Source organism: Pseudomonas sp. AB6, from assembly GCF_034314105.1.
In the GTDB taxonomy this organism is placed as follows: domain Bacteria; phylum Pseudomonadota; class Gammaproteobacteria; order Pseudomonadales; family Pseudomonadaceae; genus Aquipseudomonas.
The window spans coordinates 3,128,669-3,150,516 of record NZ_JAVIWJ010000001.1 but is presented as its reverse complement, the minus strand read 5'-3'; the positions used below and the strand labels follow the sequence as shown (position 1 = coordinate 3,150,516).

Genomic DNA, 21,848 nt, shown 5'->3' with positions numbered 1-21,848 from the left:
CTGGCCGTCGCTGTTGTCTCTGTGACCTGCACGCTCAGCAGCTCGGCGATGGTTTCATGAGCATCTGAGTAGCGTTGCTTGGGAAAGGTGCTTAGCTGCGCGAGCATGCCATCGGTACTGTCGGCGAGGTTTTTTTGTCGCGCTGCGATGGCTTTCAGTAGAAGCAATAACGGGCTTTAGGGCGGTGAGGGCGGTGAGTAATGCTCTGGGTCGGAACATGTCCGGCTCCTGTATTTGTCAGTCTGAGTGCGACATCAAAGCGAGTTCAAAAAGGCCAGCAATGCGGCACGCTGAGTTGCATCGAATCCGAGTACGAGTTGTTGTGCGGCCTGTGCTTCGCCGCCGTGCCACAGCACCGCCTCAAGCAGGTTTCGAGCGCGGCCGTCGTGTAGAAACTGCGTATGGCCACTGACTGTTTCGGTCAGGCCGATGCCCCATAGCGGCGGGGTACGCCAGTCCCGCCCCGAGGCCTGAAATTCACTGCGGTGGTCGGCCAATCCCTCGCCCATGTCATGCAATAGCAAATCGCTGTAGGGGCGAATGACTTGATTGGCCAGCTCAGGTTCTGCGGCTCTTGCACCGGTGGTGAATTGAGGGGTATGGCAGTGCTGACAGCCAGCTTGATAAAACAGGTTTTTGCCAGCCGTTACCAATGGGCTGTTCACGTCTCGTCGAGCCGGAACGCCGAGGTTGCGACTGTAAAATAGAACCAGCCGCTGGATGTTGTCGCTGACCTCTGGTCTGCCGCCATGGGCTGCCTGGCGGCAGTCGGTTTGTGCGAGAGTGCAGTCGTCGGCGGGTTTACGGCTTGTGGTCAGGCCCATGTCGCCAGAGAAGGCATGGGCGTTTTGCTGATCAAGGCTCGGTTGTCCCGCTTTCCAGCCAAAGCGTCCTAGGACGATGTCCTGTTTTACGTCATCCCACACCCAATTGGGGCGTCCGGCGATGCCGTTTCCGTCGGCAGCTTGCGCATCGGCCTGCGCCAAAATCGCCTCCTCAGGGATGGCTTCCAGCAGACCCAGCCCAATCATAGGTGGCGCGATGCGTGCTGAGAATTGCGTCTGCGGATGCATTGGTCCATAGCCCAGGTCAGTGACCTGCAGCGTCGGCTTACGCAATGAGACCTGAGTGCCGTCGAAAAATGTTACAGGCAACACTTCGTATTCAACCCGAACTTTACCTTCAGCGACAATGCCGGGGATGGCCATGTCTTGCAGCTGAGCTCCATAAACAGGTTCGGGTAACACGCCGGTACGTTCGATAAGCGCTGCAAACGCAGGGTCATAGGGGATCGACAGGCGTACTAACATCGACACTGCATTGACCGCCCCCGCTGCTGGAGGATGGCCGCGACCGTCCTTAATGTGACAATTCTGGCAGGCGTTGGTGTTGAACAGCGGCCCCAATCCATCGCGGGCAGCGGTGGTCGACGGTGCAATGACCCAAGGGTTACGAAAGAAACTGTTACCGACGCTGAAATCCAGGCGCCGAAGCGGTGAGAGGTTGGCGGACGGCATAGAAAAAGCGTTTCGATCCGTCTTCTTAACCGTGGCGCTTCCGCCGGACAACGCCTCCCCCGGTTCTGCGTGGGTGAAGCGCGGAGCGTCGTCACAGGCGCTCAACAGAATGGCCAGAGTGGAGGGCAGAAAAGGGCGAAACGAAAACATAAATATCCTGTTAGAGCTGATATTGGGGCGGGTGGTGGACGAATTAATTAAAACGAATGCTCAGCGTTCTCCGGGTTCAAGTCAGTAATGCCCAGCCGGCTCGCGGCGTGTTCAATCGCGCCGGTCTGGGTGACCAGCGAAGCGATGGCGTCGCGCACTACTTGATTACCTTCAGTGTTGCCAGGCGCGATCAACTGATCGAAGTGTTGGCCGTTATTGGCCCGGTCAACAATCACTTGCAGCTTCGCCTGTGTGCCGTCCAAGTCGGACCTCAGCGTTGCATCTAACGTGTCGTCGATCTTGGCAACCAATGAAGATAAGCTCGGGCCGCTGATTTTTTGGCCGTCCACCCGGATGTATTCCCCCAGGTAAACATTGCGAATACCCACGCCGTTGTAGAAGTGGGAGTGGTGAGTGTTGTCGCTGAAACAGTCGTGCTCGTCTTCGCTTGAGTTTGCTTCCAATGCAACTTTCATGCGTTCACCGGCGAGTTCGCCTAGCGATAGGCTACCCATGCCAAACAGCATTCTGCGCAAGCCGTTTTTGCCTGACTCAGCCTCGAGCCTGGCGCGGTAGTTATCGGCGACGTCAGGTTTCCAGTTGTTGACCATGGTCTCAAGGTCGGTAACGAGTAGATCAGTCACCGCTTTGAGGTATTCGCGACGACGGCCGTTATTGCCCCCGGTAGCGCCAGGGCCCTCAATGTAATCGGTAGCAGGGCGTTCGCCGGCGCCTGCATCGGTGCCGTGCAGGTCCTGCCCCCATAGCAAAAACTCGATGGCGTGATACCCCGTTGCCACGTTTGCTTCGGAACCGCCCAGCTCATTGAACCTGGCGAGTTTCTCAGCGCTGATCTCTTTGACGTCGATGGTGTCTTCGCCGACCTGAATCTGTGGATTGGCGATGATGTTGGCGGTCGCGCCTGGGTTGCCCAATGCGTGCTGGTAATCGGCGGTGACGTAATCGATCAGGCCTTCGTCCAGAGGCCAGGCGTTAACTTGGCCTTCCCAGTCGTCGATGACGGTATTGCCGAAGCGGAACACTTCAGCTTGCATGTAGGGCACGCGTGCAGCGACCCAGGCTGCTCGGGCAGCTTTTAGGGTTTTATCGTTGGGCTTGGCCAAGAAGTGGTCGACTGACTTGCGCAGGTGTTTGGCAGTTGATTCGGCATCGCTAAATACTGCAAAAATCATGTTCGTGTAGTTAGCGACCACCGCCTTGGCAGCCGCGTCGTCGAGTTGAACGGCAGTGGCTGATCTAGCATTAGCGGGAACCGGAGAAGACGCTTTTGCAGCGGCAACTTTGTCGTTGCTTTCACCACAGCCAGCGAGAGAGACAGCGATGGCCAGCAGACTAGCTGTTGCCAGGGGCATACGAATCATGACGGGATCCTGCATCGGAAGAGAATAGAACGCGTTAGCACTTAGAAAAGCTGCGTCATGATGCGAAAGATTGTCAGTTGGCGTAAGAGGAAAGAGGGCAAAAATTGGTTACATGTCATTTCACAATGTAACCGCCAGCGAGCGGTTGCTGGCAGTTATTAGGGCGTTTGTTTTATATCGACGCTTCGTGGAGGCGCTGCGCCTGCTTGAGATAAACCAGCAATTCGCGGGCTGGCAGCGGTTTGCTGTAGAGGTAGCCCTGACCTTCGTGACAACCTTCAGAAATGATGTAAGCCTCCTGCTCCGAGGTTTCCACGCCTTCAGCGATCACCTGCATACCCAGGCTTTTGCCTAACTGGATGATGGCGCGAACAATGGTCGCATCGTCGTCGTCGTCGATCAGGTCTTGTACGAAGCTCTTGTCGATCTTGATTTTGTCCAGCGGCAAACTTTTGAGGTAACTGAGGGAAGAATAACCGGTGCCAAAATCATCGATGGCGATCAGCGCACCGGAGCGACGTAAACTCAGCAAATGCTGAGCAGCGGTGCTGATGTCTTCCATAAGGCCGGTTTCGGTAACTTCCAATTCCAGGCTGCGGGGCGGTAGCCGGTAGATCTGCAGTAGGTTATTGACCACCCTTGGCAGCTCGGCGTGGTGCAGTTGCACGGTGGATAGGTTGACGGCCATGCGCAAGTCGCTGAAACCCTGGTCATGCCATTCGCGCAATTGTCGACAGGCTTGATCAAGCACCCATTCACCTATCGCGATGATCGTACCGTTTTGCTCGGCCAAGGGGATGAATAGGTCCGGCGGTACCAGACCGTGTTCCGGGTGTTGCCAGCGCAAAAGCGCTTCAACGCCGACCACACGGTTGTCGCGATAGCTGATCTGCGGTTGATACACCAAGTACAACTGGTTGCGTGACAGGGCATCGCGCAAGTCTTTTTCAAGTTCACGGCGGCGACGCATTTCGCTGTCAACGCTGGCGATATAGAACTGATAACGGTTGCGCGAACGAGATTTGGCCAGAGTCATCGTCTGCTCGGCTTTCTGCAACAGTTTTTCAGTGCTATCGCCATCTTCCGGGAACAACGTGATACCAATCGTGGCGCGCAGGCGAATTTCCTGCAAATCCAAGGCAAAGGGCGCTTCAAGGTCGTCGAGAATGTTCTGCGCCAACTCGGCGGCCTCATAGGGCTGCTCGATATCGGCCTGCACCAGCGCAAACTGATCGCCGCCCAAGCGCGCCAAAGCACCTAGGCGTCCGCTGTGGCCGCGTAAACGGTCTGCCAGAGCCAGCAATAGTTGATCGCCGGTCTGGTAGCTGAACTGTTCATTAATGCCTTTAAAGTCATCCAGGCCGACACACAATACAGCCACGCGTCGTTGCAAGCGGCCGGCGTCGACAAGGATCTTATCCAGCTGCTGTTGGAATTGCTGGCGGTTGGGCAGGCCGGTGAGAAAGTCGTAATGCGCCATGCGTAATAGGCTGTTTTCGGCTTCGTGACGCAGATGGGTGTTGCGCTCGATGGATGCCAGAAGTTGGTTTGCGGTATTGACCCAAATGCCCAGTTCGTTTTTTTCGTGGCCTTTAAGCAGAGGTAATAGATGCTCGCTGGGCCGATCTGGATTGATGTTCGTCAGGTGTTCGATGATTTTTGACAGCGGTTTGGTCAACAGCCAGTGGTAGACCAGATACAGCACCAAGCCCATCGCCAAGGCGCGTAAGACGCCAGAAATGAAGATGATCACCGAGCTGACAATAAAGCTCTCGCCATAGGTCGCGGTATCAAGGGTGATGCGTAGGTCGCCGTAGTACTCGCTGTAAGGACCGCGACCTACCAGTTGGGTGGTGAAGCTGCGCTCTTGACCGAGAATCAAGTCGGTCAGCCAACGGGTGGAGGTTTGTTGCAAATCACGGGATTTTTCCGCAAGCATCGTTTCATTGGGGTGGCCGATAGACGCTTTGCGCACGGCACTGTCTTGAAACAGGCCCTCAATGACTTGCATGCCCATTTCGCGGTCCAGGCTGTAGACCGCCTGCGTCGAAGGATCGCGGAACATGCCGAGGATACGCTCCGCATCGTGAGCGACGGCTTGGCGAGTCTTATAGGCATCGAAGACGATCTGCGCACAACTCAATACCACACCTACTATCAGCGCCGAAAGCAATACTACCCGCAGCAACTTCACCGACAGGCTGTTTTTAAGTTCCAGCTTCAAATGGTTATTCCTTGATCCGTGCTGGGCGCGCGACCGTCTACGCGTGTTGGCGAACAAATCTGCTTGTGAAAGAGGCTTCGCAGCCAAAGAGCTCGTATGCGAATGCCGCCCTTAACGCTTTTTAGAATACCGGGGTAGGGCTGTCCCTACTGTGTCGGTCATATGCCTAGGGAACTTTAGAGCGGCTGTGAGAAATCGTGGAGATTTGATATTAGTGCGCTATTGCAGGGAGACAATAAAGGAAAGAGCGGACTTCAGGCGAAAAAAAACCCGGTGTTAGCCGGGTTTCTTGCTGGCGCGTGGCTTAGGCAGTGAAGGCTTTACCTTCGAACTGCTCAGCAACGAACTTCCAGTTGACCAGGTTCCAGAACGCTTCTACGTATTTCGGCCGCACGTTGCGGTAATCGATGTAGTACGCATGTTCCCATACGTCGCAGGTCAACAGCGGCGTGTCGCCACTGGTCAGCGGGTTGCCGGCGCCGATGGTGCTGGCCAAGGCCAGGGAACCGTCGGCTTTCTTCACCAGCCAGCCCCAGCCGGAACCGAAGGTGCCGATGGAGGTCTTGCTGAACTCTTCTTTAAATTGGGTAAAAGAACCGAACGTAGCGGTAATGGCGTCAGCCAAAGCGCCGGTAGGTTCGCCGCCAGCATTTGGCGCCAGGCAGTTCCAATAAAAGCTATGGTTCCAGACTTGAGCAGCGTTGTTGAATATGCCACCCGAAGAGCTCTTGACGATTTCTTCCAGGGTTTTGCTTGCGAACTCAGTGCCAGGCACCAGGTTGTTCAAGTTCACGACATAGGTGTTGTGGTGCTTGTCGTGGTGGAATTCCAGTGTTTCACGCGAAATGTGCGGCTGAAGAGCATCGTGTGCGTAAGGCAGCGCTGGCAATTCAAAAGCCATGGTTAATCTCCTAATCAGGTCAGTTGCGGTGAGCGCAAGGCCGATCACGGGCGGCCAGACAAAAAAACATACGCCGGGGAGTTTGTACCCTCCACGACGCAGGGTCTGGATCATAGCACCGGGGTTGACCCATAACCACGCAACAACTGTGTGGGATATAGGTTCCAAAGGCTCGTCGGGGAATTGATGATATTGATGAGGCGCAAGCGGTCAATAACGGCTTTCTTTGCGAGGCTCAAGAATTTCTTCTTTAACCCTCAACGCGCCACGACCAATTGCACAGCCACGCTGAACATCATCACCGCCACTAGCAAGTCCAGTAACCGCCAAGTCGCGGGTTTTGCCAGCCATGGTGCGAGCCACGCGGCGCCAACTGCCAATGTGGTGAACCATAGCAACGAAGCGCTAGCGGCGCCGACGACATACGCGCCAGGCACGGTCTGTTGCGCGCCGAGTGAGCCGATCAGCAGCACGGTGTCCAGATACACGTGCGGGTTAAGCAGCGTGACCGCCAACGCACTAAGCAGCACCGCACGCCTTGAGCGCAGACCGGTTTCTTCGTTCTGTTGCAGGCTTTGCGAAGAACAGGCGCGACGCAGCGCTTGGCTGCCGTACCACAGCAAAAAGCCAGCCCCGCCCCAGCGAGCAACGGCCAACAGTGTCGGGTTTTGCGCCAATAGGTTCGCCAGTCCAAACACCCCAGCAGCGACCAACAATGCATCGCACACAACGCACAGGGCGGCCACGGGCAGGTGATGTTCACGGCGCAGGCTTTGTGCCAGAACAAAGGCGTTTTGAGTGCCGATGGCCATGATTAATCCACCTGCCACGAGCAGACCGTTGAGATAGCTTTGCCACATGCGATGTTGCTCCTGATCTTAACTCTTGCGCATAGTCGGTGCCGACGACCGCTATCGCGGTTTTGTCTGGCAAGTGTGGGGTGCAAGCCTGTATAAGAAAAACAAATATTACTGATCGCTCATTAGAGAAAATGATGTTCGACTACAAATTACTGTCGGCATTGGCAGCTGTGATTGAACAGGCAGGTTTTGAACGGGCAGCCCAAGTTCTTGGTTTGTCGCAATCGGCCGTGTCACAGCGGATAAAACTGCTCGAGGCGAGGGTGGGACAACCGGTGCTGATTCGCGCCACGCCGCCTTCCCCGACAGAAATAGGCCGACGGCTACTCAACCATGTGCAACAGGTCAGGCTCCTCGAGCGCGATCTGCAAAGCCAGGTTCCGGCGTTAGACGATGAAGGCATGCCCGAGCGCTTGCGCATTGCGCTGAATGCCGACAGCCTGGCGACCTGGTGGGCGGCTGTTGTGGGGGACTTTTGTGCGCAACAGCACCTATTGTTGGACTTGGTGGTCGAAGATCAGGATGTCGGACTCAAGCGCATGCGGGCCGGGGAAGTCGCGGCCTGTCTGTGTGGCAGCGAACGGCCGGTCGCCGGTGCTCGTAGCGTATTGCTCGGCGCCATGCGCTATCGTGCGCTGGCCAGTCCCGCGTTTATCGCGCGGCACTTTGCGCAGGGTGTCACGGCAGAGCGACTGGTACGTTCGCCTGCGCTGGTCTTCGGTCCTGACGATTTTCTGCAGCATCGATACTTGGCGTCACTGGGCGTGGACGGTGGCTTTGAGCATCACTTGTGCCCGTCGTCCGAAGGGTTCTTGCGCATGATTGAGGCCGGACTCGGTTGGGGCTTGGTTCCTGAAGTGCAAGTGCGCGATCAGACACAGCGCGGGATGCTGGTCGAGCTACTGCCGGGTCAGCCCATTGATGTGCCGCTGTATTGGCATCATTGGCGCAATGGTGGTCAGTTGCTCACGCAGTTGACCGAGCTTCTGACGCGCCGCGCTGGCGAATGGCTCGTGCCGCTTGACTCGCCATGAACGTCTTTCTATCTGCACTTGTCATGCACACACAGCTAACGGAGCGGTAAATGAAGATTCTGGTCACCGGCGCAAGCGGCTTTATTGGCGGACGCTTCGCACGTTTCGCGCTAGAGCAGGGTTTGAGCGTGCGGGTCAATGGTCGTCGCGCCGAGGGCGTCGAGCACCTGGTGCGTCGGGGTGCGGAATTCATTCAGGGTGATTTGTCCGATCCCGAATTAGTCCAGCGGTTGTGTCAGGACGTCGAAGCCGTGGTGCATTGTGCTGGCGCGGTGGGTGTGTGGGGCCGACGCCAGGTCTTTCAGCAGGGCAACGTTGAGGTGACTGAAAACGTTGTCGAAGGCTGCCTGAAACAGCACGTGCGACGCTTGGTGCATGTCTCTTCGCCGTCGATTTATTTCGATGGTCGCTCTCACCTGGACATCAAAGAAGAACAGGTGCCCAAGCACTTCAACAATCACTACGCCGCCACCAAATACCTGGCTGAACAAAAGGTGTTCGGGGCTGAAGAGTTCGGTCTTGAAGTCATTGCCTTGCGTCCGCGATTCGTTACCGGCGCAGGCGACAACAGCATCTTCCCGAGACTGCTAAACATGCAGCAAAAAAAGCGGTTATCGATCGTCGGCAATGGCTTAAACAAAGTTGACTTCACCAGCATCCAGAACCTCAACGACGCCATCTTCAGCAGCTTGTTGGCGGCGGATTCGGCGCTGGGCAAAGCCTACAACATCAGCAATGGTGCGCCAGTGCCCTTGTGGGATGCGGTGAATTACGTGATGCGCCAAATGGACATGCCGCCTGTCACTCGTTATCGCTCTTACGGCCTTGCCTACAGTGCTGCTGCCTTAAATGAGGGCGCCTGCTTTCTATGGCCGGGTCGTCCAGAGCCGACATTGTCGCGGTTGGGTATGCAGGTAATGAGCAAAGATTTCACGTTGGACATCAGCCGCGCCAGGCTTTATTTGGACTATGAGCCCCGTGTCAGCCTATGGGCGGCACTCGACGAATTTTGTGGCTGGTGGAAGGCACAACAATCGAAATGACCCCGGTCGGCTTAGCGAGCGATTGGAGTGGTTATACTGCAGTCCATTTTTGACTCCGCGTCCCATGAAGGTTTAACCATGCGTAACGATCCTCACGACGACTTCGATGATGTGCCGCACCTCAGCGCCAAAGACGACGAGGATGATGATTTTGTACCCGCCGCCGCCGCTGGTGGCGCGCGGGATCGCAACATTCCGTACTCGCGTACCGCGCCTGCGGTAGTGGTCAAGCGCGCCAATACGGGTCCGATCTGGGCGTTGGTCGGTGCCTTGTTCATTGCCTTCGCTGGACTCGCCTGGTGGAGTTTTCAGCAGACCTCATTGATGGAGCAACAGCTTGTAGCGACCCAGGAAAGCTTTGCGCGTATCAGTGAAGACGCCGCCGGGCGCCTCAAGGATATCTCCGGCAAAGTGGTCGCAACGGAATCGGTTGCCACCAATGGCAGTGAAGCGATGAAGCTGCAATTGCAAAAACTGGAAAGCAAACTAAACGATCAAAGCAAGCAGCAGGAAGGTGTCGCGGGCCAACAAAGTGGGCTAGATAAGCGCCTGCAGCAAATGTCGGCGCAAACTACCCAGTTGCAGACGGCCAACGCTCAATTACAGGATCAGGTGAAGAGCCTGACGGGTGAATTGAATACGTTGAAGGGATCGCAACCCGATTCAAAAGCCATTCAATCGGCTCAGGCACTACTGGATGCGCAGTTAAAAACCGTGAGTGCTGACGTGGCCGCGCTGAAAAAGCAGAGTAACCCTAGTGTGGCCATTGACCGTCTTGAGCAAGAGCTACTGGTGCTAAAGAGCCAACAGGACAACCGTCCAACCGGTTCCGCTCAAGGCAGTGCAAGCACCGCCGAGTTTGATGCATTTCGAGGTCAGGTCACACGCAACATCAACACCCTGCAAAGCCAGATTCAGAATTTGCAGCAGCAGATTACTGCCAAGCAGTGATCCACTCCTATTAGGCGAACGTAACAAATCCCCGACTCTCGCGAGCCGGGATTTTTATTCCAGGCTGATTAAATCGTTGGATGGCGCGTTATCAGCATGGGAGCAGGAGGCCAGGGATAGAGCTGAAACGAGTAGGATAATTCCTTTCATTTGTTTCTCCGGGGTTGTGAATGCAAGAGTTGAGAGGTTGACCGGGGGCTACCAACTGCCATACGGAATGCCGAAGCGTTCGATGTATTGCTTCGAGTCCTTGGTTTGTTGGAAGTAGTGCCCGTTTGATTTGCCCAGATCCGGGCCTAAGGGTTCTATCCCCACTTGGGCGCGGTTGAAGGCGACTCGGCGTAAACACTCATCCCACACCCATACTTGCACGATACCGCCGGGTGCAAGCCCCAGGGTCAGGCTGGGGTGCCAGGAAGCTGGCTCTTCCGGATCCTCGGCACAGCGTCGAGCGATGGAGTAGCGCATCAGTTGACGGGCTTCTTCCGGTATTTCTATCCAGCCTTGATAGGTTTGAGGCTCGACTGAGGATTGCCAACGCACGAAGACCCGTTTCGGGAGATCGGCACCAGTGACAAAACTCCCGTTTCCACCGGTATCCGCCCATCCGTGGGCATATTCGATGCCGTCGTTCCGAAAAGCTCCGATGCCGATAGCCCCGCCGCCTCTGCGTGGAAAGAATCGGTTATTGATGTCCACTACCGCGCTCATCTCGACCCAACCCGTCATATACCTTGGTGCAGAAAACCGTAAATCCCACCAAGGGTGATGGGGGTCATTAACGCCGGACAACGGGTCGGCGGCCTGGCATCCTGCAATCAGAGCTAGACCCAGTAATGCGGCGAGTTTTCTGATAATCATCCGGGATCACCAACTGCCATACGGAATGCCGAAGCGTTCGATGTATTGCTTCGAGTCCTTGGTTTGTTGGAAGTAGTGCCCGTTTGATTTGCCGAGATCCGGGCCTAAGGGTTCTATCCCCACTTGGGCGCGGTTGAAGGCGACTCGGCGTAAACACTCATCCCACACCCACACTTGCACGATACCGCCGGGTGCAACCCCCAGGGTCAGGCTGGGGTGCCAGGATGCTGGGCGGTCAGGGTATTTGGCACAGCGTCGAGCGATGGAGTAGCGCATCAGTTGACGGGCTTCTTCCGGTATTTCTATCCAGCCTTGATAGGTTTGAGGCTCGACCGAGGATTGCCAACGCACGAAGACCCGTTTCGGGAGATCGGCACCGGTGACAAAACTCCCGTTTCCACCGGTATCCGCCCATCCGTGGGCATATTCGATGCCGTCGTTCCGAAAAGCTCCGATGCCGATAGCCCCGCCGCCTCTGCGTGGAAAGAATCGGTTATTGATATCCACTACCGCGCTCATCTCGACCCAACCCGTCATATACCTTGGTGCAGAAAACCGTAAATCCCACCAAGGGTGATGGGGGTCATTAACGCCGGACAACGGGTCGGCGGCCTGGCATCCTGCAATCATTGCTAGACCCAATAATATCCACAGCTTTTTGATCTTCATCGTTGGCCCTTGATTACGTGAGGGTGTTGGATGCGTATGCCGTTTTCCGTCGGTGCATTAAAGTAAAAAAGCTTTAGGCCCTCCCCATGTCGCTTAGTCACTGGGTTGTTCCAATGGGCGGAGGTATGGATATAGCGCAGCTTTAACTGAGCTTCTTCGGCAGGTGTGGTGCTGTAATCACCGGCCACAAAGCGGTCGCACAGCGATTGGAGGTCTTGAGGGAGCTTGTAGTCAGCACGCTGCTCATCGATATCGGTAAAACGTACCTTCTTTTGTTTCGCCAGGGTGTACATCACCCGCAAATACACACGCGACAACTCTCCGCGTACTGTTCGCTTGAGTTGTAGGCCCGCAAACACTCTTTTTTCCCGGGGTGCCTGTCGATCCTGCGGGTCGATCGCTAACTCCGTGGAGGGCGGCGTAATAATTTCCAGCATCTCGGCGGGCCAGCCTTTAGCGATCATGTGCAGTTTCGCTTGCAGCGCGTCCTGGTAAATGGAGGTGGTTTTTACGTCACAGTTTTCCGCGACCGTCAGCGCCTGCATGGGAGTGATCAGCACGCATTCGTCCGCCTCGGCGCGATAACCTCCTCCAACGTCCGAGTGAACACCGGGCACGATAATTTCAGGATGATCGGGGCCGATTTTATTAAGGGCAAAATTGTCTCGGCACTCGTCGCGAGCCACTAATTGCACCACGTATCTGAAGTCTGACGAGGGCAATGCAATGTTCAATCCGGGAGTAACTGAACTGCTGATATTGAGTAAGTTACTCAACCCACCCGTAGCTGCCACGGTATCGAACAGGCCGATAAAACCGATGCGGATATCTTTTTTGTATTGGCCAATGAATTCCGGGCTGAATGCAATTTTTTGGTTATTGAGTGCAACGTCTAAGGGACCGTTGCGAACTTTGGCGACTTCTGTGGCAAAGTGCCTGGCCGCTGCGGCGCCTCGACTAAAACCGAAGACATCAAACATGATGTGGGTGATTTCGTGGTTGGTATCCAGCTCATAAATATCATTAATTAATCGACTTATCGCAACGAATACCGACTGCACACGCTCTGCCACGCCAGTCTCGCCACGCCCTAGGCTTGAACCGAGCTTGCTGTCTTTTTCGCCCACCACGGTTCCAATACCGTTGACGTAGATTTTTCGGTAGGCGTACGAACTTTGCTCCCACAGCTCTCCTTGCTCTAACGCCTCGGGTGCTTGATAAAGATCATGCAACTTTGCAACATTGCTTAAATCATTCCCATAACTGCTGTCAGGATCCGCCATATACGGTTTGCAACTGGCGTCGAGGTCTTGCGGCTGAATCGGGTGATGCGCGCCACACATAATGCCCATCGCGGTGTTGCTGGCGTTATTGCAGGTGCCGTCGAAGAACACACCGATGGTCAAGAAGACCGGCACCTTGCTGTCCCGCTCGCGTTTTTTCTGCTCAGCCACCCTGCGGTAGAGCGCCTCTTGGCGTGCTTCCCTCTGCGCAATTGCGGCCAAGGCGGGTTTTTGCATCTCCTCCCGGGCGGCGAGTTGCTGAGGGGTTTTTTCTTTTGGTCGATTCGCCAGACATACCCGGCAGGAATTGGGGTCGTGTTTTTCCACAAGCGGTACTCCTGAATAACTTCGCGGACATTAGTCGTTTTAGATTGCGCAACTATTTGCGCGCTTGCTGCTTAAAATGGCGCACTCAAGACGAATGAAACCGCTATAGGCGCAACTATCCCAGCACCTAAGTCGAGGCAGTCAGTGCATAGATACATATGTACAAATAATTTGGTTGCGAAAAAATACGACGGTTAAGTGTTTATAACAAGCGAATTTATGCCATTTAAAAAGCTCCAATTTCCGTTATTTATGTGGGATATTTCCTACGGACAACAGCGAGTTTCGAGTGTTAGGAGTATCTGTAAGAAAGTTTCGATTGTATTGTCAGATTAAGCCGACATTGAAAAGTAATAAATCCTATATGATGAATGTCGCTCTTATTGCTGGCCTAAAATCCGAGGATACCCAGAATGACATACGATAAGTGCAACCGATTTAAAGTAATTCCAACCAGCCTTATTGATACAATCCCGCCAAATGCTGATGCACTTTGGCATCGCCGCGCCTAATCAAATCGTCTCTACATCGGATGACTTATCAAGCGAACGGTATCGAACTGGTCTAGTAGGTTTTCCCGTCAGGCCGCGCTGGCCTTTGCGTTGAGCATAGCTAGCTGTGGGCGCATGCTCGGGGCGCGTGTGCCCTGAGCAAATCAGCAAACGTCCGGGCAATATACTGCCGATACAGGAGCCAAAGGCGAGGGCCTTGACGGGACAGTTGTCAATAAAAGCCCTGCATTTGCAGGGCTTTTGATGTAGCACGAAGGCCTTACAGGCGCGGGTAGTCGATGTAGCCGACTGGGCCTTTGGCGTAGAAGGTGGCTGGAACCGGCGCGTTCAGTGGTGCGTCTTGTTGCAGGCGCTCGAACAGGTCCGGGTTGGCGATGTACGGCACGCCGAACGCGACAGCATCAGCCTTGCCGCTGGACAGCCACGCATTGGCGCTGTCTTTGGTGAAGCTTTCGTTGGCAATGTAGTTGCCACCGAAGGCTTTTTTCAATTGCGGGCCGAGGCTGTCGCCGGCTTCTTTTTCCCGGGAGCAGATAAATGCGATACCGCGTTTGCCCAGTTCGCGAGCCACGTAGGTGAAGGTCTCGGAAAGGTTTTCATCGCCCATGTCATGAATGTCAGCCCGCGGTGACAAGTGCATGCCCACACGACCCGCGCCCCAGACTTCAACCACTGCATCGGTTACTTCCAGCATCAGACGCGCACGATTTTCCACGGAGCCACCGTATTCGTCAGTGCGTTGGTTGGTGCCGCTTTGCAGGAATTGGTCAAGCAGGTAACCGTTAGCGCCATGGATTTCAACGCCGTCGAAACCGGCAGCCTTGGCGTTTTCTGCGCCTTGACGGTAAGCATCGACCACATCGGCGATCTCAGCAGATTCCAGCGCACGAGGAATTGGGTAATCGGCCAGCGGACGAACCAGGCTGACGTGGCCGGCTGCGGCGATGGCGCTTGGTGCAACCGGTGCATCGCCGTTGAGGTACGAAGTGTGGGAGATACGGCCTACGTGCCACAGTTGCAGCACGATACGGCCACCCGCCGCATGCACGGCTTTAGTGATGTTGCTCCAGCCGCGGACTTGAGCGTCGGACCAAATGCCAGGCGTATCCGGATACCCGACGCCCATTGGGGTGACCGCGGTCGCTTCGCTGATGATCAGGCCAGCCGAGGCACGTTGAACGTAGTACTCAGCCATTAAGGCGTTAGGAACCCGACCTTCGTCGGCACGGCAGCGGGTCAATGGCGCCATGATGATGCGGTTTGGCAATTGCAGGTCGCCCAAAGTGATCGGGTCAAAAATGGTCGTCATGATGAATCCTCAGTGGGTAGCGGTTGCCACGTCGGGGTTAACCGATTGGCGGAACGTAAGAAAGGTCAATAGCAGTGCCATCACGGCCAGCGCTGCGGCGGCTAGCGGTACGCTGTTTAAGCCCAAGCCGTGGGCGATCACGCTGCCGCCGATCCAGGCGCCCAGTGCGTTACCGACGTTGAAGGCGCCGATATTCAGGGTCGAAATCAAATTCGGTGCGGCTGCGCCGAAGGTCATCACGTTGATTTGCAGCGCGGGGACGGCCGCGAATCCGGCGGTGGCCCAGATGAACAAGGTGATTTCAGTCGGGATCAAGGAGGCGCTGGTCCACGTCAGTACAGTGGAGACCACTGCCAGGGTAATGAACACGCCAATCAACGTGCGGGGCATATTGCGATCTGCAAGCTTGCCGCCAATGACATTCCCGAGGGTCAAGCCCAGGCCGATCAGCAGTAATGTCCAGGTCACGCCGTGCGGTGTAACACCAGTGACTTCACCCAGCAGTGGCGCCATGTAGGTAAACAGTGCAAATACCGAGGCGGAAAACATTACGGTCATGCTCAGCGATAACCAGACCCCGGCACCGTTAAGGGCGGCCAGTTCGGCCCGCATGTCGAGCTTTTCTTCATCGTGTTTGGCCGGTAAAAAACGGAGCAGGCCAATCAGTGAAATTACACCGATTACGGTCACTGCGAAGAAGGTCGAGCGCCAACCAGCGTACTGACCCAGCGCTGTTCCTAGTGGTACGCCCAACACGTTTGCCAAGGTCAGGCCGGTAAACATCATCGCGACAGCCGAAGCCCGACGGTTAGGTGCAACCAAGTTGGCAGCGACGACCGAACCAATCCCGAAGAACGCGCCGTGGCAAAGTGCCGTGACGATTCGGGCAAACATAAGCACGTTGTAGTCACTGGCCAAAGCACACAGCAAGTTGCCGATGATGAAGATCACCATCAATGCCACCAGTGCGGCTTTGCGTGGAAGTTTTGCGGTCACAATGGCCATGAATGGGGCGCCGATGGCGACGCCTAAGGCGTATCCGGTGACCAGCCAGCCAGCACCGGGAATTGAAACACCCAAATCTGCTGCGACCTCGGGCAACAGTCCCATAATCACAAATTCGGTGGTGCCGATGGCGAAAGCGCTCAGGGCTAGCATAAGCAGCGAAAGGGGCACGAAGCGTCTCCTTGGAGAATTTAAAAAGTCAGAGCTGTTTGCTTAAAGCTTCGAGGAACGCTTGGATAGTTTCGTCGTTGCGCCTGAAAAAATGCCACTGGCCGACCTTTTTGGTGGTGATCAGCCCCGCACGTTGCAAGGTCGCCAAATGTGCAGAAATCGTTGATTGGGAAAGTCCGGCACGTTGGTCTATTTGCCCTGCACACACACCATGTTCTAGCGAGTGTTCCTGGGCAGGAAAAAAGTGCGCCGAATCTTTGAGCCACACGAGAATTTCGCGCCGCACAGGGTGGGCCAAGGCTTTTATTATTTCGTCGAGGTCGATAGGCATGTCGTTCTCAGATCGTGGGATAACGCTGTATCGCGATGGACCGAACTATATATCTGTATTTCGCGATATACAAATACACAGATCGACTAAGCATCTACAAAACCGGTATATCGGGTTATATCGATATAGACCTTGGGTTGATTAGGCGTAAGCTCCACCTTATGAACTACCTTGCACACCTTCATTTGGGCGGCGAACGCCCGGCGCAATTGCTCGGCAGCCTGTATGGCGATTTCGTCAAAGGACCGCTGCCGGGCCGCTTCACCCCTGAACTGGAAGCTGCCATTCAGTTACACCGCAGCATTGATACCTTCACCGACAGCCATCCTTTGGTCAAAGAGGCGATATCACGCTTTCCCGTTGCGCGACGCCGCTACGCGGGCATCGTGCTCGATGTGTTTTTCGATCATTGCCTGGCCCGGGATTGGGCGCTCTACGCGGCGCAGCCGCTGGATAAGTTCACCCGGCGGGTATACCGCGTGTTAGCGGCCGAGTCCGCATTGCCGGAACGTTTGGCACTGATTGCGCCGCACATGGAGGCGCAGGATTGGCTGGGGTCATATCGGGAGTTTGAGGTATTGGGGCCAGTGCTTAATGGTATTTCCCGGCGTCTGTCGCGGCCTGAAGGGCTGGCCGGCGCTCTCCAAGAATTGCAGGCGCTGTACCGGCCCTTGAGCGCAGATTTCGCTGAATTTTATCCTCTGCTACAGGATTTTGCTCAGGCGGCTTTGGCCGAGCGCGTTTCTTTCACCTGATCGGGCTTGGTAATGTCGCCAAACAGCGCCCGCTGCACGGCTTGTTGCGCTTGGAACGCCAAGGCGGCGCGTTCTTGCTGTTGGCTGGCGATAGGTGCTAGCAACTGGATGTGGACCTCACCCTGCTCGTTGGCGAATAAGCGGCGTAAGTGTGAGAGCAAATCGTCATCGCCAATAAATGGTGCGATGGGGCAAGTCTTTCCGTCACGCAGATAACGAATTGCCACCGGCTGCAAAGGAACACCTGCGTCGATGGCGCTGGCCAGCATCCTCCCATGGAAGGTGCGCAGGCTACGACCGTCTGTGGTGGTGCCTTCTGGAAAGATCATCAGTGCATCCTTGCCTTGCAAATGCTCGGTCATTTTTCCCAGAACCAAACGGCTATCGCCTGATCCTCGACGTATAAACAGGGTGCCGGCTTTGAGCGCCAACCAACCTGCGACGGGCCAGTTACGAACTTCAGCTTTTGACAGGAACGACAGCGGTGCGAGCATGCCAAGAAGAGGGATATCGGTCCACGACACATGGTTGCTGACCCATAGCATTGGCTCTTTTGGCAACTCGCCGCTGACTGTCACGCGAAATGGCAACGCTGCGCTCAGTCGTGCCATAAACCAGCGTGACCAGCGCTGTCGCCGTGCCATTGAGTCGCCGATGCCCAAGCGTTCGAGAATGCCAAAAACGCTTGCAATCGTCAGCCCTAAGGCGAGCACCCACAACACTCTAATCACTCGGGCATAACCGCGAACCCGGCTCATCACATGGCAGCCTTAAAGTGGCGAGCATAACGTGGGCAAAGATCGTCGCGCTTTAGCAGGATAAATACGTCGGCGACTTGGAAGTCTTCGTCCCAGCAGGGCTCGCCGCAAATTTTTGCACCCAGGCGCATATAGGCCTTGAGCAGGGGTGGCATCTCACAGATGACATTATTAGGCAGGTCCAAGGTCGGCAGCGGCTTTTTTGGTTCGGCACGCAGGTGTTCATTGCACAGGTATCGCTCGCGCAAGCGTTGCATGATCGCGTGCGCTTGAATGCCCCCGTCTTGCATCGGAATACTGGCACAACCCATTAAGTAGCTATAGCTGCCTTCGTTCAAAATTTCCGCCAACTCACTCCACAACACAGCGATGGTGCCGCCGTTGCGATAAGCCGGATCGACGCAGGTGCGGCCCAATTCTAGAATTGGTCCTTGCAGATGACTTAATCCATGCAGGCTGAACTCTTCTTCGCTGTAGTAATTGCCCAGCGAGGTAGCTGCGGTGTGATCCAATAACCGGGTGGTCGCCACGAGGCGCCCGTTGGACAGGTCGCGAACGCCAATGTGCGAGCAATGCTCGTCGTATTCGTCGATATCCAGGCCAAGTTCAGCGCCTTTAAGTTTGGCGTTGAACTCACCACTGAAGACGCTGTAGCGCAAAGCCTGGGCTTCCTGCAGCGCCTGCGCGCCGATCAAACGTTCTGCCTGAAGGCGGCGTTCGACGCGGGTGTCGCGAGTACGGGCAATCTGAGTCATGCGGCGTCTCCGTAAGCCAGCCAGGAATGCGGCCGGTGGTGTTCTATCGCATTGGGGTACAGGTCAAGGCTAGGGAGGCACGATGTCATCACCATTAAGCTTTGGTGATGCTTGTATGACAGCGACTCAAAGCCATGCAGGCCAAATTCAGGGAGGCACTAGCAGGTTGGCGGGGCTGCTCTTGGGTACACCGACTGGCCAACGAGATAGCTACAGAGGAGGGCTGACTCGTTAGAAGAGAATTCATTGCGAAAGGGGTCACACGGTTGACCCCAATAGCCGCCCGCTTGATGGAAACAATTCGTTGCTACGGTTATGCGGCCACCCGCTAGAGGACTTTCGATGAAATCACCGTGCATGCTAACTCTCATCCTGTGGCTTGTTGCTACCCAGGCATCTGGGCAAAACTGGCCGGGTGAGCGCTGGTCAGTTGCCCCCGCTATGCCAAGTCCGGCGTTGCAAGCACTCGACGATTACGCTTTTCCTCTGCGTGATGACGTTACCCGCAAAGGTATCCGCACCGACGCCTTGTTGGTGATTCAAGATGGGCAACTGGTCTACGAGCGTTATGCGGGCGTCACCACCGCCGACACGCCGCACCTGACGTGGTCGGTCAGCAAGAGCGTGATGGCCTGTGTACTGGGCGTGGCGTTTGCCGAGGGGCGTTTTCAGTGGACTGACCTGGTGGCAAAATTCTATCCGCCGTTCAAAACGCATTCCGCCGTTCGGTTGGAGGATCTGCTGCACTGGGCCTCGGGACTGGATTGGCAGGAAGACTATGAGTACGCCCCCCTAAACTCGTCGGTGGTCGCCATGCTTTACACCCGAGGGCGCGCGGATATGGCGACGTTTACAGCGGCACACGGCGTTGCGAGTAAGCCGGGGACAACTTACCGCTACTCCAGCGGTGACAGCAACGTATTGTCTGCCGCATTGAAAACGATGGTCGGTGAACAGGCTTATCCAAATTATCCCTGGACCGCGTTGTTTGAGCCGCTGGGCATTCACAGCGCGGTGTGGGAAACCGACCGCAGCGGCACGTTCGTTGGTTCGTCCTACGCCTACATGACTGCGCGGGACTTGGCGCGCATCGGTCTACTGATGCAGCGCGGCGGTCGCTGGGGCGATAAACAGTTATTGCCTAAGGCGTGGGTTGAATTCAGCTTGGCGCCATTTGCTCATCTGCAAACAGCCGCAGTCAATGAAGTGCCTGGCGCGCAGTGGTGGTTGAATCGTTTGCCCGCCAGGGAGTCTGATGCCGCCAACCGTCCTTGGCCTGACGCGCCGCAGGACGCGTTTGCCGCGCTTGGCCACTGGGGTCAGGCGATGTATGTCGTCCCCAGTGCCAATCTGGTCATCGTGCGTTACGCCGATGATCGCGACGGCAGTTACCGTCATGATCAGTTGCTAAAGCGAGTGCTGGCGGCGTTCTCGGGGGAGGGTGCCCGATGAGCAATCGCAAGCCGTTCGTCCGACGTAGACCGTTTAGCAGTGCGCTGCTCTTGGCGGCGCTGCTGATGGTCGTTTTCGTATGGCAATACCGAACTGCGTTGCAGGCATTCCCGAGCATCATCAGCGCCTACACAGCTAAGGAATACTGTTCGTGCCGCTATGTAGAGGGCAACCCAGCCGACTTTTGCGCAAATTACGTAAAGCAGTGGGTGCCCAGCACTCTGTCCGATGACCCTGTACAAAAACGTGTGACCTCCGCTGGTATGGGTCGCAGCAGTAGCGCAGTTTGGAAAGGCTTACGTCAGGGTTGTCAGTTATTACCGTAGAAGTTTGCAACCTCCTATTACAGCCAGTTAAGGTTGGCGCCAACCGCGCCTAGGTAGCCTGCATGCTCAACATAATTCGCCTGTTGCTGACCCCGTTCTGTGTGCCTGCATGAGGGGAGCGATTTTTCCATGGCGCGCCGGTAACCACTTCAATCTGTTGATCGACGGTCCCGCATTTTTTCCGCGCATGATCGCCGCCATTGAGCAGGCGCAGGAGCAGGTCGAACTGGAACTGTACCTGGTGGAGGCTGGAAGTTGTGCTGATGCGGTGGTTCAGGTATTGGTGCTTGCCTCGCAGCGGGGGGTGATCGTGCGCTGTCTGTTCGATAGCTTTGGAGCGCAGGCCTTCACTTTAAACTTGCGTAAACGTCTCACTAATGCGGGCGTGATTCTGCGGTTTTATAACCGCATGCATTGGCGTCGGGGTTTGCGCAATCTTTACCGGGACCATCGAAAGATGCTGTTGGTGGATAGACAACTGGCTATGGTTGGCGGTACTGGCGTTACCGATGAGTTTTGGCATCCTGAGCGTGACACCAGCGACTGGCACGAAGTCATGGTTGAAATTACCGGGCCGATGGTCGTCGACTGGCAGGCGATGTTCGACCGGCAGTTCCATGCCAACGAACGCCCCACTGCATGGCGACCGGCGCATATTTTCGGTCTGCCTCGATTACCCAGTGTGCCGTTGACGGGCGAAGGCATGGGCCGCGTCGCTTATGCCGACGCCCGGCAGCACCGCGACATCCTGCAATCATTGGTGCGTGCTTTGAGTAGTGGCAAACGCCGCATCTGGTTGGCGACCCCATACTTTCTGCCCACTTGGAAAGTACGCCGGGCATTGCGCAGAGCTGCTGCGCGCGGCGTTGACGTGCGCCTGCTGCTGACTGGACCGCGTACCGATCATCCCTCCGTGCGATATGCCGGTCATCGTTATTACCCGCGCCTGCTCAAGTCCGGAGTGAAAATCTTCGAATACCAACCGTGCTTTTTGCACCTGAAAATGGTGCTGATCGATGATTGGGTGAGCATTGGTTCATGCAACTTTGATCACTGGAACTTACGCTTTAATCTTGAAGCTAACCTTGAGGCCATCGATCAAACGCTCGTCGTGGCAGTGGCCTCCAGCTTCCAGAATGACTTTGCCCTCAGTACCGAAGTCAGTCTCAAAGACTGGCAATCACGGCCCTTACTGCGGCGAGTGCAGCAGCGGATTTGGGGCTGGATCGACCGCTTGGTGGTCAATGTTCTGGACCGACGAAACTGATCCTT

At 55.8% G+C, this 21,848-nt stretch carries 20 protein-coding genes and 1 pseudogene; 7 read left to right on the top strand and 14 right to left on the bottom strand.

Annotated features, from left to right (window positions below; genetic code table 11):
* Positions 1 to 20: 20 nt before the first annotated feature.
* The 6 genes and pseudogenes from RGW60_RS14850 to RGW60_RS14825 all read right to left on the bottom strand — a co-directional run.
* Positions 21 to 178, bottom strand: a pseudogene (locus RGW60_RS14850) (imelysin); the annotation flags it as partial.
* 76 nt (positions 179 to 254) lie between these two features.
* Positions 255 to 1,667 (bottom strand): di-heme oxidoredictase family protein, encoded by a 1,413-nt coding sequence (locus RGW60_RS14845; RefSeq protein ID WP_322205316.1) that lies wholly within the window; start codon positions 1,665 to 1,667, stop codon positions 255 to 257.
* A gap of 47 nt (positions 1,668 to 1,714) precedes the next feature.
* Positions 1,715 to 3,049: an imelysin family protein gene (locus tag RGW60_RS14840; RefSeq protein ID WP_322205315.1), complete on the bottom strand. Its 1,335-nt coding sequence runs from the start codon at positions 3,047 to 3,049 to the stop codon at positions 1,715 to 1,717.
* Positions 3,050 to 3,221: 172 nt separating this feature from the next.
* Positions 3,222 to 5,273 carry a putative bifunctional diguanylate cyclase/phosphodiesterase gene (locus RGW60_RS14835; protein WP_322205314.1) on the bottom strand — a complete coding sequence of 684 codons (2,052 nt, stop codon included), beginning with the start codon at positions 5,271 to 5,273 and terminating at the stop codon, positions 3,222 to 3,224.
* Between the two features lie 304 nt (positions 5,274 to 5,577).
* Entirely contained in the window at positions 5,578 to 6,174 is a 597-nt protein-coding gene (locus RGW60_RS14830; RefSeq protein WP_322205313.1) for a superoxide dismutase, read from the bottom strand.
* 257 nt (positions 6,175 to 6,431) lie between these two features.
* The gene (locus RGW60_RS14825; protein ID WP_322205312.1) at positions 6,432 to 7,034 is read right to left on the bottom strand and encodes a LysE/ArgO family amino acid transporter; all 603 of its coding nucleotides are present in this window, start codon (positions 7,032 to 7,034) and stop codon (positions 6,432 to 6,434) included.
* 134 nt (positions 7,035 to 7,168) lie between these two features.
* Between RGW60_RS14825 and RGW60_RS14820 the strand changes: the two genes are divergently transcribed.
* The 3 genes from RGW60_RS14820 (at position 7,169) to RGW60_RS14810 (ending at position 10,062) form a co-directional block, all read left to right on the top strand.
* Entirely contained in the window at positions 7,169 to 8,068 is a 900-nt protein-coding gene (locus tag RGW60_RS14820) for a LysR family transcriptional regulator ArgP (protein WP_322205311.1), read from the top strand.
* Between the two features lie 50 nt (positions 8,069 to 8,118).
* On the top strand, positions 8,119 to 9,111 hold the full coding sequence (locus RGW60_RS14815; protein ID WP_322205310.1) for an NAD(P)-dependent oxidoreductase: 993 nt from the start codon (positions 8,119 to 8,121) through the stop codon (positions 9,109 to 9,111).
* A 78-nt stretch (positions 9,112 to 9,189) separates the two neighbouring features.
* On the top strand, positions 9,190 to 10,062 hold the full coding sequence (locus RGW60_RS14810) for an ATPase (RefSeq protein ID WP_322205309.1): 873 nt from the start codon (positions 9,190 to 9,192) through the stop codon (positions 10,060 to 10,062).
* A 198-nt stretch (positions 10,063 to 10,260) separates the two neighbouring features.
* Here the strand turns inward: RGW60_RS14810 and RGW60_RS14805 are convergent, their stop codons facing one another.
* From RGW60_RS14805 to RGW60_RS14780, 6 genes are all read right to left on the bottom strand, one after another.
* Positions 10,261 to 10,917 (bottom strand): DUF2931 family protein, encoded by a 657-nt coding sequence (locus RGW60_RS14805; RefSeq protein ID WP_322206925.1) that lies wholly within the window; start codon positions 10,915 to 10,917, stop codon positions 10,261 to 10,263.
* 12 nt (positions 10,918 to 10,929) lie between these two features.
* Complete coding sequence (locus RGW60_RS14800) at positions 10,930 to 11,592, bottom strand: DUF2931 family protein (protein WP_322205308.1); 663 nt, start codon at positions 11,590 to 11,592, stop codon at positions 10,930 to 10,932.
* Positions 11,589 to 13,202: a DUF2235 domain-containing protein gene (locus RGW60_RS14795; RefSeq protein WP_322205307.1), complete on the bottom strand. Its 1,614-nt coding sequence runs from the start codon at positions 13,200 to 13,202 to the stop codon at positions 11,589 to 11,591. The genes RGW60_RS14800 and RGW60_RS14795 overlap by 4 nt, the downstream gene beginning before the upstream one ends.
* A gap of 771 nt (positions 13,203 to 13,973) precedes the next feature.
* Positions 13,974 to 15,023: an alkene reductase gene (locus RGW60_RS14790; RefSeq protein ID WP_322205306.1), complete on the bottom strand. Its 1,050-nt coding sequence runs from the start codon at positions 15,021 to 15,023 to the stop codon at positions 13,974 to 13,976.
* 9 nt (positions 15,024 to 15,032) lie between these two features.
* On the bottom strand, positions 15,033 to 16,199 hold the full coding sequence (locus tag RGW60_RS14785) for an MFS transporter (protein WP_322205305.1): 1,167 nt from the start codon (positions 16,197 to 16,199) through the stop codon (positions 15,033 to 15,035).
* Positions 16,200 to 16,227: 28 nt separating this feature from the next.
* Positions 16,228 to 16,530, bottom strand: a complete 303-nt coding sequence (locus RGW60_RS14780) for a helix-turn-helix transcriptional regulator (protein WP_322205304.1) — start codon at positions 16,528 to 16,530, stop codon at positions 16,228 to 16,230.
* Positions 16,531 to 16,691: 161 nt separating this feature from the next.
* Between RGW60_RS14780 and RGW60_RS14775 the strand changes: the two genes are divergently transcribed.
* The gene (locus RGW60_RS14775; RefSeq protein WP_322205303.1) at positions 16,692 to 17,285 is read left to right on the top strand and encodes an ACP phosphodiesterase; all 594 of its coding nucleotides are present in this window, start codon (positions 16,692 to 16,694) and stop codon (positions 17,283 to 17,285) included.
* On the opposite strand, the gene RGW60_RS14770 is transcribed toward RGW60_RS14775, so the two are convergent.
* Positions 17,249 to 18,043 carry a lysophospholipid acyltransferase family protein gene (locus RGW60_RS14770; RefSeq protein WP_322205302.1) on the bottom strand — a complete coding sequence of 265 codons (795 nt, stop codon included), beginning with the start codon at positions 18,041 to 18,043 and terminating at the stop codon, positions 17,249 to 17,251. The two genes, RGW60_RS14775 and RGW60_RS14770, sit on opposite strands and share 37 nt — an antisense overlap.
* Positions 18,043 to 18,798 carry an L-ornithine N(alpha)-acyltransferase gene (gene olsB / locus RGW60_RS14765; protein ID WP_322205301.1) on the bottom strand — a complete coding sequence of 252 codons (756 nt, stop codon included), beginning with the start codon at positions 18,796 to 18,798 and terminating at the stop codon, positions 18,043 to 18,045. The genes RGW60_RS14770 and olsB overlap by 1 nt, the downstream gene beginning before the upstream one ends.
* Before the next feature lie 357 nt (positions 18,799 to 19,155).
* Between olsB and RGW60_RS14760 the strand changes: the two genes are divergently transcribed.
* From RGW60_RS14760 to RGW60_RS14750, 3 genes are all read left to right on the top strand, one after another.
* The gene (locus RGW60_RS14760) at positions 19,156 to 20,250 is read left to right on the top strand and encodes a serine hydrolase (protein WP_322205300.1); all 1,095 of its coding nucleotides are present in this window, start codon (positions 19,156 to 19,158) and stop codon (positions 20,248 to 20,250) included.
* Positions 20,247 to 20,576, top strand: a complete 330-nt coding sequence (locus tag RGW60_RS14755; RefSeq protein WP_322205299.1) for an amidase — start codon at positions 20,247 to 20,249, stop codon at positions 20,574 to 20,576. Before RGW60_RS14760 ends, RGW60_RS14755 begins: the two co-directional genes overlap by 4 nt.
* A gap of 109 nt (positions 20,577 to 20,685) precedes the next feature.
* Positions 20,686 to 21,843: a phosphatidylserine/phosphatidylglycerophosphate/cardiolipin synthase family protein gene (locus tag RGW60_RS14750; protein ID WP_322205298.1), complete on the top strand. Its 1,158-nt coding sequence runs from the start codon at positions 20,686 to 20,688 to the stop codon at positions 21,841 to 21,843.
* Positions 21,844 to 21,848 lie beyond the last annotated feature (5 nt).